This is a genomic window from Brevibacillus sp. NSP2.1, assembly GCF_000470975.2.
Classification (GTDB): Bacteria; Bacillota; Bacilli; order Brevibacillales; family Brevibacillaceae; genus Brevibacillus; species Brevibacillus agri.
In genome coordinates this window covers 4,606,096-4,618,369 of the sequence record NZ_CP048274.1, presented here as the reverse complement: position 1 = coordinate 4,618,369, position 12,274 = coordinate 4,606,096, and the positions used below count along the sequence as shown (strand labels likewise).

The 12,274-nt window shown below is 54.8% G+C and carries 13 protein-coding genes; 10 read left to right on the top strand and 3 right to left on the bottom strand.

The features are described 5' to 3' along the window. Positions 1–59 precede the first annotated feature (59 nt). Both M655_RS22375 and M655_RS22370 read left to right on the top strand, forming a co-directional pair. Positions 60–1,109, top strand: a complete 1,050-nt coding sequence (locus tag M655_RS22375; RefSeq protein WP_005835405.1) for an NAD(P)/FAD-dependent oxidoreductase — start codon at positions 60–62, stop codon at positions 1,107–1,109. 180 nt (positions 1,110–1,289) lie between these two features. After that, positions 1,290–2,621, top strand: a complete 1,332-nt coding sequence (locus M655_RS22370; RefSeq protein ID WP_005835403.1) for a purine/pyrimidine permease — start codon at positions 1,290–1,292, stop codon at positions 2,619–2,621. 15 nt (positions 2,622–2,636) lie between these two features. Here M655_RS22370 and M655_RS22365 read toward each other — a convergent pair whose 3' ends face one another. Then, positions 2,637–3,308 carry a B3/B4 domain-containing protein gene (locus tag M655_RS22365; protein WP_025847908.1) on the bottom strand — a complete coding sequence of 224 codons (672 nt, stop codon included), beginning with the start codon at positions 3,306–3,308 and terminating at the stop codon, positions 2,637–2,639. Between the two features lie 157 nt (positions 3,309–3,465). On the opposite strand from M655_RS22365, the gene rnhA reads away from it, so the two are divergent. The 4 genes from rnhA to M655_RS22345 all read left to right on the top strand — a co-directional run bounded on the left by rnhA (position 3,466) and on the right by M655_RS22345 (position 6,979). Then, positions 3,466–3,906 (top strand): ribonuclease HI, encoded by a 441-nt coding sequence (gene rnhA, locus M655_RS22360; RefSeq protein WP_007779986.1) that lies wholly within the window; start codon positions 3,466–3,468, stop codon positions 3,904–3,906. After that, entirely contained in the window at positions 3,903–5,120 is a 1,218-nt protein-coding gene (gene queG, locus M655_RS22355; RefSeq protein ID WP_026557983.1) for a tRNA epoxyqueuosine(34) reductase QueG, read from the top strand. Before rnhA ends, queG begins: the two co-directional genes overlap by 4 nt. 173 nt (positions 5,121–5,293) lie before the next feature. Further along, positions 5,294–5,842, top strand: coding sequence for a methylated-DNA--[protein]-cysteine S-methyltransferase (locus M655_RS22350; protein WP_005835393.1), 549 nt, complete (start codon positions 5,294–5,296; stop codon positions 5,840–5,842). Between the two features lie 162 nt (positions 5,843–6,004). Next, a complete protein-coding gene (locus M655_RS22345) occupies positions 6,005–6,979 on the top strand; it encodes an amidase domain-containing protein (RefSeq protein WP_026557982.1) in 975 nt (324 codons plus the stop codon). Positions 6,980–6,998: 19 nt separating this feature from the next. Here M655_RS22345 and M655_RS22340 read toward each other — a convergent pair whose 3' ends face one another. Next, complete coding sequence (locus M655_RS22340; protein WP_005835390.1) at positions 6,999–7,706, bottom strand: ferric reductase-like transmembrane domain-containing protein; 708 nt, start codon at positions 7,704–7,706, stop codon at positions 6,999–7,001. Positions 7,707–7,865: 159 nt separating this feature from the next. Here M655_RS22340 and trmL point away from each other — a divergent pair, with 159 nt between their 5' ends. The 3 genes from trmL to M655_RS22325 all read left to right on the top strand — a co-directional run bounded on the left by trmL (position 7,866) and on the right by M655_RS22325 (position 9,454). Then, entirely contained in the window at positions 7,866–8,336 is a 471-nt protein-coding gene (gene trmL / locus M655_RS22335; RefSeq protein WP_005835388.1) for a tRNA (uridine(34)/cytosine(34)/5-carboxymethylaminomethyluridine(34)-2'-O)-methyltransferase TrmL, read from the top strand. 74 nt (positions 8,337–8,410) lie between these two features. Beyond that, positions 8,411–9,139 (top strand): HAD family hydrolase, encoded by a 729-nt coding sequence (locus M655_RS22330; RefSeq protein ID WP_005835386.1) that lies wholly within the window; start codon positions 8,411–8,413, stop codon positions 9,137–9,139. Positions 9,140–9,289: 150 nt separating this feature from the next. Then, positions 9,290–9,454 (top strand): hypothetical protein, encoded by a 165-nt coding sequence (locus tag M655_RS22325; RefSeq protein WP_286085893.1) that lies wholly within the window; start codon positions 9,290–9,292, stop codon positions 9,452–9,454. Between the two features lie 301 nt (positions 9,455–9,755). Here M655_RS22325 and M655_RS22320 read toward each other — a convergent pair whose 3' ends face one another. After that, complete coding sequence (locus tag M655_RS22320) at positions 9,756–9,956, bottom strand: hypothetical protein (protein WP_007779969.1); 201 nt, start codon at positions 9,954–9,956, stop codon at positions 9,756–9,758. A gap of 368 nt (positions 9,957–10,324) precedes the next feature. On the opposite strand from M655_RS22320, the gene M655_RS22315 reads away from it, so the two are divergent. After that, positions 10,325–12,223: a PrkA family serine protein kinase gene (locus M655_RS22315; RefSeq protein ID WP_025847917.1), complete on the top strand. Its 1,899-nt coding sequence runs from the start codon at positions 10,325–10,327 to the stop codon at positions 12,221–12,223. Positions 12,224–12,274: the final 51 nt, after the last annotated feature.

The following is a 12,274-nucleotide window of genomic DNA, read 5'->3' as shown; positions in this document are numbered from 1 at the left end:
GCAGGGGCCCTGTTGCTGCGTGCGCCCATTATGGATGGGAGTAAAGGAGAGATACACGGATGACGAACGAAGAATTGTATGACGTCACGATTATCGGCGGAGGGCCTGCTGGGCTGTTCGCATCATTTTACAGCGGTTTGCGAGAAATGAAGACGAAGCTGATCGAATATCAGCCAAGGCTGGGCGGGAAAGTCCACGTCTATCCCGAAAAAATGATTTGGGACGTCGGCGGCCTGACGCCAACACTGGGCGAAAAGCTGATTGAACAGCTCGTTCAGCAAGGATTGACCTTCGATCCAACTGTCGTTTTGGGTCAAAAAGTGGAGCGGATCGAGCGGGACGAAACAGGCGTGTTCGTTTTGCACACTTCGGCAGGCGAGAAGCATTATAGCAAAACCGTCATTTTGGCAATTGGCGGAGGGATTTTGGAGCCGCAACGAATTGACTTGGAAGGCGCGGAAAAGTTCGAAGTATCCAATCTCAGCTATACCGTCAAGTCGTTGCGGCGCTTCAAGGACAAAACCGTCATCATCTCGGGCGGTGGAAACTCTGCGGTCGATTGGGCCAATGAGCTGGAGCCGATTGCCAAAAAAGTGTATGTGACGTATCGGAAAGAAGCGCTGTCCGGGCACGAAGCACAAGTTACGCAACTGTTGAAAAGCTCCGCCACATGCTTCTTCAACACGACGATCACGAAGCTGATTGCGGCTTCCAACCAGGAAAAAATTGAGCGGGTCGAGCTGACTAACCACGTGACGGGCGAGGTGCAGGAGCTGGCGATTGACGAAGTGATTATCAATCACGGCTACGAACGCGACAGATCGCTTCTGGAGAACAGCCAGGTGAAGCTGGAAATGGCGAACGAATACTTCCTGGCCGGCAAGACAAACGGCGCTACATCCGAGCCGGGGATTTTTGCGGCGGGAGATATTATCTCGTATGAAGGAAAAGTGCATCTGATTGCTGGAGCTTTTCACGACGCAGCAAATGCCGTCAACCAAGCCAAGCTGTACATTCAGCCGGAAGCGCATGCCAGCGGAATGGTTTCGTCCCACAATGAAATTTTCCAAAGCCGAAACCGCGAGCTGATTAAGCAAATGATAAAATAGTATTTGCAGGAAACGGAAGCCGCATGGGCGGCCAAAGCATAAGGGGTAAGAAATTTCTCGCAGAGAGTTTCTTGCCCCTTTGCATGTTTGCCGAAAAACCGGATGATGATATTCTTAACTGGAGACATTTAGTTGCATAGCTCATGATTGATTGGCGGCAAGAAAACGAGGTGGATTGTTTTGAAGTACGGATTGTATGACAGACCTCCAGTGGGCACGAGCATTCTCTCGGCCTTGCAATGGATGATCGTAGCTGTCTCCAGCAGTGTTGCCGTTCCGTTGATGATCGGGGACGTGTATGGGTTACAGGCAGACGAGATGAGCCATTTGATGCAGCAGACGATGTTTTTCATCGGGCTGGCTTCGCTTTTGCAAGTATGGATCGGACACCGTTATCCGATGCTGGAAGGACCGGCTGGATTGTGGTGGGGGATTTTTATCATTTTGGCGCAGCTCGGTGCGAGTGCAGGGCTGCAGCCGCGCGAGATCGGGCAATCGTTTCAGCTCGGGATGGCGTTGGCGGGCCTGCTGTTTATCGGCTTCGGGATGCTGGGCTGGATCGGCAAGCTGCAAAGATGGTTTACACCGCTTGTATCCGGCACGTATATGATTTTGCTGGCGATTTCTTTGTGCAGCAATATTTTGACCGGGATGCTGGGGATTGGCTTTCAGCATTCCAAAGAGGTGCAGCCGGGCGTAGCGCTCGTTTCCGTCGGCATCGTGGCGCTGGTCGTCTGGATCATGCGGACGAAGCGCTTTTCCAGCTTTGCGGTCCTGTTTGGCATGGTCGGCGGCTGGGTGCTTTACGCCGTATTGGGCTGGACGGAGCCTGTGCGGCCTGCGGATCAGTTGATCTCGTGGCCGAGCTTCTTTTTCTGGGGAACGCCGCGCTGGGACTGGGGCGTCGTCCTGACGAGCATGTTGACCGGATTTGTCCTGCTGACGAACCTGGTGACGAGTATGGTCGTGATGGGCAAGGCGACAAATACGGTGCCGACCGATTCCCAATACAACCGTGGCGGGGTGTTTACAGGGGTGTCTCACCTGCTTTCCGGCGTGAGCGGCGTCGTGGGGATGATCCCGCTTTCGCTGGCTGCCGCCGTGATCCAGACGACGCGCATGGCGTCGCGCCTGCCCTTCATGCTCGCGATGGTCGGGATGATGCTGATTGGCCTGCTCCCGACCGTCGCTCATTTTTTGGCGGCTTTGCCGACTCCGGTTGCCTATGCGGCGATGTTCATTTCGTACACGCAGCTTCTCGGGTTCGGTTTGAAAGATTACGTGACAGTCAAAATGGATGATCGGGCCATCACGGTCGGGGGCAGCTCGCTTCTGATCGGGATTGGCGTCATGTTTGTTCCGGCAGCCGCCTGGCAGAAGCTGCCTGCGCTGGTCAGCTTCCTGTTCGGCAACGGCTTGCTGCTCGGGGTAATCGTCTGTTTGCTCTTGGAGCACGTTGTTTTTCGCAAGCCAACTGACAGTCAGACACAAAAAGACGGCCACGCTGCATGACGGGCCGTCTTTTTATTAAGGCGAGGCGATGGCGCTGTGGGTCAGCTCGCCGCCGTTGATCTCGGTAAACATGCGGCCCACGGAGCCGATGATTTCGTCCTTTTTCTCAGTGGAAAGCTGCTCGTGGAAAAAGACGACTTGCAGCAGGTCCCGGCTTTGTTCGGTCACACAAGTTCGCTTGGAATCGACAATCGGACTGCCGAAGGCCCCCTGCTCGTCCGCGAGCAGCAGCTTTCCTTCCATGTGGACCTCGCGACCGTTCAATCCTTCGTACACGTCTGTTTCCCGGCCCAGACGGCAAGTGACGTCGCCTGTAAGCTGCTGCCGATCGTAAATCCCAAAGGGAAGCGCATGCAGGACGGAGAAGAAGTTGTTGACGTCTACGGCGCTGTTGATCCAGAAAAAAGGATTGCCCTGCAACAGACGGCGCAGCAGTGCCTCCGAGGAGGGGCGGTAGCGGGAAGGATCGATCCCCGCTTTTTTGAAGGCGGCTCGCCATTCGCGGATGCCTTCGATCTCGGCCAGGCGGGACAGCTCGTGCTCCAGGCGCAAGCTTTCTACAAAGTAGTTGATCCGGCCTTGCAGCATTTTTGGCGAGTCGCTGACAGATACGCCACTGTATTGCAAAATGCCGAGGGAAAAGGCGGGAAGGCGCTCGGTCACGGTAGAGTCGAGTTGTACGTTCATCATGATTCACTCCTTCTATAAGAAAATTCGCTTGCGAACGACTATTTTTGCCAAAGCTTGGAACAGGACAGATTTCTCAAGTAGTATAGCAAAATATTTTTGTGGAAGCGACTAAGCTTCGATACAATAGAAGCAACAGAGGAGGTTTCCAAAGACGATGACAATGCGTGAAGTAGAGATTTATACAGACGGCGCCTGCTCTGGCAATCCCGGGCCGGGCGGCTGGGGTGCTGTCCTGATGTACGGCCAGCACATCAAGGAGATGTCCGGTGCCGAACCACATACAACGAACAACCGCATGGAGCTGCTTGCGCCGATCAAGGCGCTGTCCACGTTGAAAGAGCCTTGCAAGGTGACCTTGTACAGCGACAGCGCGTATTTGGTCAACTGCTTCAAGCAGGGCTGGTACAAGGGCTGGCTGAAAAACGGCTGGAAAAACAGCAAAGGCCAGCAGGTAGAGAATCAGGACTTGTGGAAAGAGCTGCTTCGGCTGATGGATATTCATCAAGTAGAGTACGTCAAGGTAAAAGGACATGCCGACAACAAGTGGAACAACCGCTGCGACGAGTTGGCGACGGGAGCGATCAAACAACTGTGATTGACGAGCAAGACTTGCGCTACTGGGAGCAGACGAAGCAGTCCATCATTGATTACGCCAAGGAGATCGGCATCGACAAGATCGGCTTTGCCAGCGCCGACCCTTTTTTGACGCTCAAGGAACGACTGATCGAGCACCGGGAAAAGGGGTATGAGTCAGGCTTTGAGGAGCCGGATTTGGAAAAGCGGACGAATCCCAGCCTGCTGTTGGAGGGCGCGCGTTCCTTGATTTCGATTGCGCTCGCCTACCCGTCCAAGCTGGAGAATCCGCCCAAGTCCGAGCCTGGCGCGTACCGGGGCATTTTGTGCCGGGCGGCCTGGGGAGTCGATTACCATCACGTGCTGCGCGACAAGCTGGACAAGCTCGGCAAATTCATTCAGGAGCTGGAGCCGGGTGCCAAAATCGAATCGATGGTAGACACGGGCGCGCTGTCTGATCGTGCTGTCGCCGAGCGGGCTGGCGTCGGATTCGTCGGCAAAAACTGTGCGGTGATTACGCCGGAGTTCGGCTCGTGGGTCTACCTGGGCGAGCTTTTGACGAATTTGCCGTTGCCGATCGACCACCCGATCGAAGAAGGCTGCGGCGATTGCAACATATGTGTAGACGCCTGTCCGACCGGGGCGCTTGTGCAGGGAGGCCAGCTCAACGCTCAGCGCTGTGTAGCGTTTTTGACTCAGGTAAAAGATTTCATTCCAGACGAATTTAGAGGAAAAATCGGCAATCGGCTGTACGGCTGTGATACTTGCCAAACCGTCTGCCCGAAAAACCGCCGGATCAACTCCAACCATCATCCCGAGTTTCAGCCTGATCCCGAGATTGCCAAGCCGCTCTTGATCCCGCTTCTGGAGATGAGCAACAAGGAGTTTAAGGAAAAGTTCGGCCTGTCTTCTTCATCGTGGCGCGGCAAAAAACCGATTCAGCGCAACGCGATTCTGGCCCTGGCCCACTTCAAGGATCGCACCGCGGTTCCTCATCTCGCCCGCCTGCTTGCGAACGATCCACGTCCGGTCATTCGCGGCACAGCAGCCTGGGCGCTGGGGAAAATCGGGGGAGCCGATGCAGAAGCGGCACTCGTGAGGGCACAGGAGACGGAGCAGGTGGCAGAGGTGCAGGACGAGATTGCGAAGGGGATGAAGCTGCTGGCGGAGCAAAGTGCGCAGGGGGAGAAGCAGCGGCGACAGGAACAGCAGGAACAGCAGGAACAACTCCCCTAGTCGCAGGCTGGTACGCTGGTGAAAAGCGCGAAAGCCGCTGTGACAGACAGACGTATGACAGGCTGGCTAACCTCTGGAAAAAGTCGCCTGAAGCCGCTGGCGCTTCGGGAGCGGACGAGCGATAGCAAGGCAGCCTGCGCTAAAAAATATTTGGGAGAGAGGGAGGATGTACGATGGCACAGGAAGTAGGCTACACCACAATGGAATCGCCAATTGGCCCGCTGCTGCTCGCTTCGACGGAGGAAGGCTTGTGCTACATCGACTTTGCGAACGAGGAAGAAGGACTGCCGCGCCTTGTTCGCTGGTGCAAAAAGACGCTTCTCGGAGTCACTCCGGAGAAAAACGAAGCGATCAACGAGCAGGCCAAGCTGCAGCTTGAGCAATATTTTGCCGGCGAGCGAACAGAGTTTGACGTTCCTACCGTCCTGTACGGCACTCCTTTTCAAAAAACAGTGTGGACTGAGTTGACGAATATTCCATACGGCGAAACCCGCTCCTACAAGGATATTGCCATCGCTATCGGAGCGGCCAAAGCGGTCCGGGCGATTGGCGGGGCGAACAATCGCAATCCGATCCCGGTAATCATCCCTTGCCACCGGGTTGTCGGCTCAAACGGCGCGCTCGTCGGCTACGGAGGCGGGCTGTCCATCAAAGAATTTTTGCTGTCGCACGAGGAAGGGCCGCTTTTTGCCCATGCGACCTCCAACCAAGCTGTCCGCTAGCCGGATGGCTTTTCTTTCTTCTGAATGCACTGTCCTTGACATATTCTTTTCGTGAGATGCCAGGTGAGCTCGTGGATGGGGAGTGAGCGTGCCCCGCGAGGCGAGCTGGCGGAAGGAACGACATGTCCAGGCATAGAACGCTGGGAAGAGGGGGAGCGACGGATGGAATGGCGTGCGTTTGTGCAACGGTACTTCGATGCCGTGCACCAATCGATTCTGGATGGACAACATCAGCGGCTGCTGCCTTTTTATCTGGAGCAAAAGCCGCTGCTGCAACAAGAATGGGAACGCATCCATCGCGCCCATCGGCAAATGCGCAAGCGGGGGGCCGCGCTTCGCGGCGTGAGCGGCCAGGTCAAGCCCGTCTGTTGGCTGGAGACGGATGCTGCGATTGACATCACGGTAGTCTGGACGGGCAAGAGCCGGTATCTGTTGAAAAACAAAACGTATGAAGAGGCGAGCAGACGGATGCTTCAGCTTCGTTTGGACAAAGCGGCAGGTCAGTGGGGAATTGTCGGCACGCGGGAGCAGCGAGGCGACCAGAAAAGCGAAGGGATAGAGGAACAGGAGCTGCGGGGCACGGCGTCGGTAACAGCCGTTGAAGAGGCGGTGTCGCAGCCGTTGCTCGTCGTCCACGGCGCGGGCGGCTATCGGGCGGATAAAGCAGTCGCCTATGCAGAACGGTACTGGAATACGACGAATCCCGCTTACCCGCGCTTCAACGATGATTGCACCAATTTTATATCGCAATGCTTGTACGCCGGGGGGATTCCCATGCTGATGTCCAAGGAACGTGGCAAAGGCTGGTGGATTCGCACCGGAAAAAGCGCGGACTGGAGCTATAGCTGGACGGTAGCGCACAGCTTGTACCTGTTGCTGAAATCAGGCGGGCCGCCGATGCGCGCTGTCGCCAAAAAGTCTGCCGCCGAGCTGGTTCCGGGCGACATCATTTGCTACGACTTTAACGGCGACGGACGTTTTCAGCACAATACGATTGTGGTCACGATGGACGCGAATATGATGCCGCTTGTCAACGCCCACACGACAGACAGCAGCATGCGCTACTGGGCGTATGAGGACTCGACTGCCTATACGCCCAGCATCCGTTATGCGTTTTTTCATATTCGCGGGGTGTAGGCGGCTTTGGCTTTGCAGGTTACCGCCTGCGCTTGAGCACAGTTCGGCCAAACGAGAGGCTGCGAACGAACCAGACAACGACTGCGAAGACGAGCAGGTCGGAGAAGCTGTGCGGCTCTCCTTTGATCGATTGAATGTAGATCAGGCCGTGGAACAGGACGAGAAGAAACAGCCACGGATTGGCCAGATGCAGTCTTTTCCAGGCGGAGCCGCCCAACCATTTTTCCGCGCGTCCAGAGGAAGTGCACAAGAGCGCCAGCAAAAGGATGAAGGCGATCGCTCCCAAGTAGTTGGCGACACCCGTAAAGCTCCAGTTCGGAATCGGCCATACGCCGGACTCGGGAGGCGCATAAAGAAACAGGCGCAGCCACCCGCCCGTCTGGTCAGGCCGGGTGTCAGAGATCATGTACAGCTTCGGCTCTCCTTCAAACAGGATCAGCACGAGACAGACATGCAGGATGCCAGTCAGTCCGGCCCAGATGCCGACATCTCTGCGGATGGACAAGCAGGCAGCGGTCCAGCGTCCGGGCAGCCACGACTTGATCGGGCCAATCAAGAGGGTGAGACCGATCAGGAGAAACGAGAGGTAGCCTGCGATCATGCTGCACGCCTCCATAGCCGGGAAAGCGGAAAAGTCAGGCCACATCCATGCTGCGCCAATCAGGACGATCAAAAGAGACATTATGTGGGCGAGCAGGCGAAGCAGATGACGGCGGGGCGTATTCATGTCAGCGACACTCCTTTGCATCCGTTGTTTTCCCGTTAGATGCAACAGCCCCGCTGCATGTTACAGGCACTGGCTCGGTGGTCATGGCGCGGTTGGTTTATGTATAATAGAAGAGATTTGAAGGACCCAAGTTCGTCATATACAAGGAGTTTTGCTGATATGCCGCTACATATTGTTTTGCACGAGCCGCTCATTCCTGCCAACACGGGGAATATCGCCCGTTCCTGCGCAGCGACTGGCGCTCATTTGCATTTGATTCACCCGCTTGGCTTTTCGACAGAGGATCGCTATTTGAAGCGGGCTGGCCTCGATTACTGGCACGCGGTGAACATCCACCATCACGAGAGCTTTGAGCATTTTGCCGCGGCGCAGGGAGAGGGAGCAGGCACGTTTTACTTCGTGGAGACGTGGGGCGAGAAGCTGTACACCGATGTTTCCTTTCGCGATGGCGACTACATTATTTTGGGCAAGGAGACCACCGGCTTGCCGGAGGAACTGACGGAGAGGTACCGGGAGCAGACGATTCGCATTCCGATGAGCGGAGCCACCCGCTCCGTCAATCTGTCCAACTGTGCGGCGATCGTTTTGTTTGAAGGCTTGCGGCAGCTAGGTTTTCCGGGGCTGAATTAGGGCACGATGACAAACGCCTTCGCTTACAGCAGCAACAACAAGCAGGGCGTCGATGAAAAAGGGAGAGAACGCAAATGACTGTGAACACGATCCTGTTTGATCTGGACGGAACGCTCCTGGAAATGCAGACCGAGCCTTTTGTCAAAAGCTATTTGGTCGAGGTAGGCCGCCATGTTGGCGACAAGTACGATACGGAAAAGCTCCTGAAGCTGATTTGGGACGCAACCAAGGCGATGATTATGAGCCAGGAGCCGGAGAAGACGAATGAACAGGTGTTCATCGAATATTTTACCGCGCACAGCGAATGGGATCGCGAAGAGGTGTGGCCGCTGTTCGATTCCTTTTACCGCGATGTGTTCCCGACGCTGTCCCATCTGACCTATCCTTCGCCGTGGGGCAAAAAAATTGTGGATGCGGCCAAGGCGCAAGGCTATCGGGTCGCGGTCGCCACCAATCCGGTCTTTCCGCGCGATGCGATTTTCCATCGGCTCGCCTGGATCGGCATGAGCGCGGACGATTTCGAACTGGTGACCGTCTATGAGGAGTCGCATTATACGAAGCCGAATCCCGGCTATTTCGCGGAAATTTGCCAAAAGCTCGGCGTGGAGCCGACCGACTGCATCATGATCGGCAACCACATGCAGGAAGACATGGTCGCGTCGAAGCTGGGGATGAAGACGTACCTCGTCACGAACTGGCTGGAAGACCGCGGCGAGCCGCAGTATCCGGTCGATCAGCGAGGCTCGTTGGAGGAATTGTATCAGGCGATTACGGAGCGGACAGGCGTGTTTGCCAAAGCATAAATTGCGCTGGCTGTCGTCGCCGGCAACGAGCAAGCAGGCTGTTTGCCGCAAAAGCGGGGCAGCCTGCTTTTTCACATACTTTTCCCAAAGTCGTGCGGCAGGCTTGTTTACGTAGCAATCACGCTTCGTACACAAGAAGGAGGAACCAACGTGAAAAAAATCGTTTCGACTATGGCCATGGCTGCTTTGCTGTTCAGCGGAATTTCTGTCGCGAGTGCAGAGGAAAAAGCGGCGGATACGACCGTTACCCAAGGCAAGGCAGAAAAAGCCGCGAAAGAAGCCGCGAAAGCCCAAAAGCAAGCGGACAAAAAATAGCAGGGACAAGAAGCGTAAACGAACGAAGCTTCAACGAAAAAAAGCAGGTTGCCGTGACAGGCAGCCTGCTTTTTTTCCTGGGAGCGCCGTGCTGATGCCAGCAAACTGCCCGTTAGCTTGTCCCTACAGATTCCAGGTTTTGTCCTCGTTGTAGCCTGCTGTCAGGATGAAGAACAGAAAAGCTGCGAAGACCAACGCTACGATAAACGTACCCATGTTGGACAGCTCCTTTCGTAAACAAACTACTCCCATTATAGCGTAGCCTGCCCACTTTGCAAACGGATTAAAGCTTGTGCGTTCCTTATGTTAAGGACAGTTTTCGGTGATCGTTCCAAAGCTTCAGGAAAGCGCCCAAGGTGATCGGAACACTAAGAATTTCACCTGTATCCAGCTCCATGCCGCGCACCCACTGGTAAACAAAGACAGCGAGGACGATCAATGCGGCGATTCCGGTCAAGTACAGACCTTTCTTGATTTGCATGCGATCTTTTTGCGTATTCATGATTCGGACCTCCCATGTTTGCAGATCAATCAACTGCGCATGAATGATGGCTGATGGATGAGTTAATTGTACGCGACGGATCGGCTTACAAACCATTGCTTTAGCTTACAAAGCAATCAACAAAACCTTACATTTCCGTAATATTCCCTGCCGCGAAAAGAAAATTTGCCACTCGTGCATGATTTTTGTGGCAAGATTGCTGAAACTTGTGCTCATGTCTCGCATACACATATGTAAAGGCTTGAAGAGCCTGTTGGCAACCGAAGAAAACGGGTTCCACGCGAATGCGTGACTGCAGGCAGACATATACATGAGAGTACATTGTCGTTAGGGAAGAGAGAGGGGCTTATGAGGGAGGAGTGTCGAACATGGACATTTTAAAACGAATCGCTGAGCACCGGGCCCGAGAAGAAAACCTGATGTGGAGAGGGACTTTCGCCGAGTACTTGCAGCTTGTTCGCAAAAATCCGCAAATTGCCCAGACGGCTCATTCACGCGTCTACAACATGATTAAAAGTGCTGGTGTCGAGGAAAGCGAGGATGGCACACGCTCGTATCAATTTTTCAGCCGGGAAATTTTCGGGCTGGATCGTTCCATTGAACGTCTGGTTGAGGAGTATTTTCACTCGGCAGCACGTCGTCTGGACGTCCGCAAACGCATTTTGCTCTTGATGGGTCCGGTCAGCGGCGGTAAATCCACACTCGTTACCATGCTCAAACGAGGACTGGAGGAGTATTCCCGCACGGACGAAGGCGCCGTCTACGCGCTCGAAGGCTGCCCGATGCAGGAAGAGCCGTTGCATCTGATCCCGCATGAGCTGCGTCCGGAAATTGAGGAAGAGCTGGGCATCAAAATCGAGGGAGAGCTTACTCCTTACAACCGCATGAGATTGGAGACGGAATACGGCGGACGCATCGAAGACTTCCCGGTTTGCCGCATTCTTTTCTCCGAAGCCAACCGTGTCGGGATTGGTACATTCAGCCCCTCTGATCCCAAGTCGCAGGACATTGCCGATTTGACTGGCAGCATCGACTTTTCTACGATTACCAAGTATGGTTCCGAGTCCGATCCCCGCGCCTATCGTTTTGACGGGGAACTGAACAAAGCAAACCGTGGCTTGATGGAGTTCCAGGAAATGCTGAAGTGCGACGAGAAATTCCTCTGGCACCTGCTGTCACTGACGCAGGAAGGAAACTTCAAGGCGGGCCGTTTTGCCCTGATCTCCGCGGATGAGCTGATTGTGGCTCACACGAACGAATCCGAGTACAAAGCCTTCATTGCCAACAGGAAAAACGAAGCGTTGCAGTCTAGGATTATCGTCATGCCGATGCCGTATAACTTGCGCGTCAGCGACGAGGAAAAAATTTATGCGAAATTAATCAAACAATCCGATCTCGGACATGTGCACATTGCCCCGCATGCCCTGCGGTCAGCCGCCATTTTCTCTATTCTTACTCGTTTGAAGGAATCGAAAAAGCAAGGAGCCGATTTGCTCAAGAAAATGCGTCTGTACGATGGCGAATCGGTGGAAGGGTTCAAGGGTGCCGATCTGGAAGAGCTGCGCAACGAGCATGCCGATGAGGGCATGGCCGGGATTGACCCGCGCTACGTCATCAACCGCATCTCCAGCGCGCTGATTCGCCGCGACACCGAGTGCATCAATGCGCTGGACATTCTCCGCGCGCTGAAGGAAGGCTTCGACCAGCATCCGTCGATTACGAAGGAGCAGCGGGAGCGCTACATGAACTTCATCTCCAGCGCCCGCAAGGAATACGACGAGCTGGCGAAAAAAGAAGTGCAAAAAGCGTTTGTCTACAGCTACGAAGAGTCTGCGAAAACGCTCATGGATAACTATCTCGACAACGTCGAAGCGTATTGCAACATGAATAAAATCCGCGACCCCGTCACCGGCGAGGAGATGGATCCAGATGAGCGCCTGATGCGTTCCATCGAGGAGCAGATCGGCATTTCGGAAAACGCCAAGCGGGCATTCCGCGAAGAAATCCTCATCCGCATCTCGGCCTACGCGCGCAAAGGGAAGCGTTTTGACTACAGCACGCACGACCGCCTGCGGGAAGCGATTGAGAAAAAGCTGTTCGCCGACCTCAAGGACGTCGTCAAGATCACGACTTCGAACAAAACGCCGGATGAGCATCAGTTGAAAAAAATCAACGAGGTGACAAAGCGCCTCATCGAAGAGCACAACTATTGCCCGGTTTGCGCCAACGAGCTGCTCCGTTACGTGGGAAGCTTGCTGAACAGGTAAAAAAGCGGTTCGCACAGCCCTGACAAAAACGCACCTACGCTTTATCCCGCA

Excerpts from the sequence above, each read along its gene's own strand:
- M655_RS22375 (WP_005835405.1), top strand. The coding sequence starts at position 60 with ATGACGAACGAAGAATTGTATGACGTCACGATTATCGGCGGAGGGCCT.
- M655_RS22365 (WP_025847908.1), bottom strand. The coding sequence starts at position 3,308 with ATGAACGTACAACTCGACTCTACCGTGACCGAGCGCCTTCCCGCCTTT.
- rnhA (WP_007779986.1), top strand. The coding sequence starts at position 3,466 with ATGACAATGCGTGAAGTAGAGATTTATACAGACGGCGCCTGCTCTGGC.
- M655_RS22350 (WP_005835393.1), top strand. The coding sequence starts at position 5,294 with ATGGCACAGGAAGTAGGCTACACCACAATGGAATCGCCAATTGGCCCG.
- M655_RS22345 (WP_026557982.1), top strand. The coding sequence starts at position 6,005 with ATGGAATGGCGTGCGTTTGTGCAACGGTACTTCGATGCCGTGCACCAA.
- M655_RS22340 (WP_005835390.1), bottom strand. The coding sequence starts at position 7,706 with ATGAATACGCCCCGCCGTCATCTGCTTCGCCTGCTCGCCCACATAATG.
- trmL (WP_005835388.1), top strand. The coding sequence starts at position 7,866 with ATGCCGCTACATATTGTTTTGCACGAGCCGCTCATTCCTGCCAACACG.
- M655_RS22330 (WP_005835386.1), top strand. The coding sequence starts at position 8,411 with ATGACTGTGAACACGATCCTGTTTGATCTGGACGGAACGCTCCTGGAA.
- M655_RS22320 (WP_007779969.1), bottom strand. The coding sequence starts at position 9,956 with ATGAATACGCAAAAAGATCGCATGCAAATCAAGAAAGGTCTGTACTTG.
- M655_RS22315 (WP_025847917.1), top strand. The coding sequence starts at position 10,325 with ATGGACATTTTAAAACGAATCGCTGAGCACCGGGCCCGAGAAGAAAAC.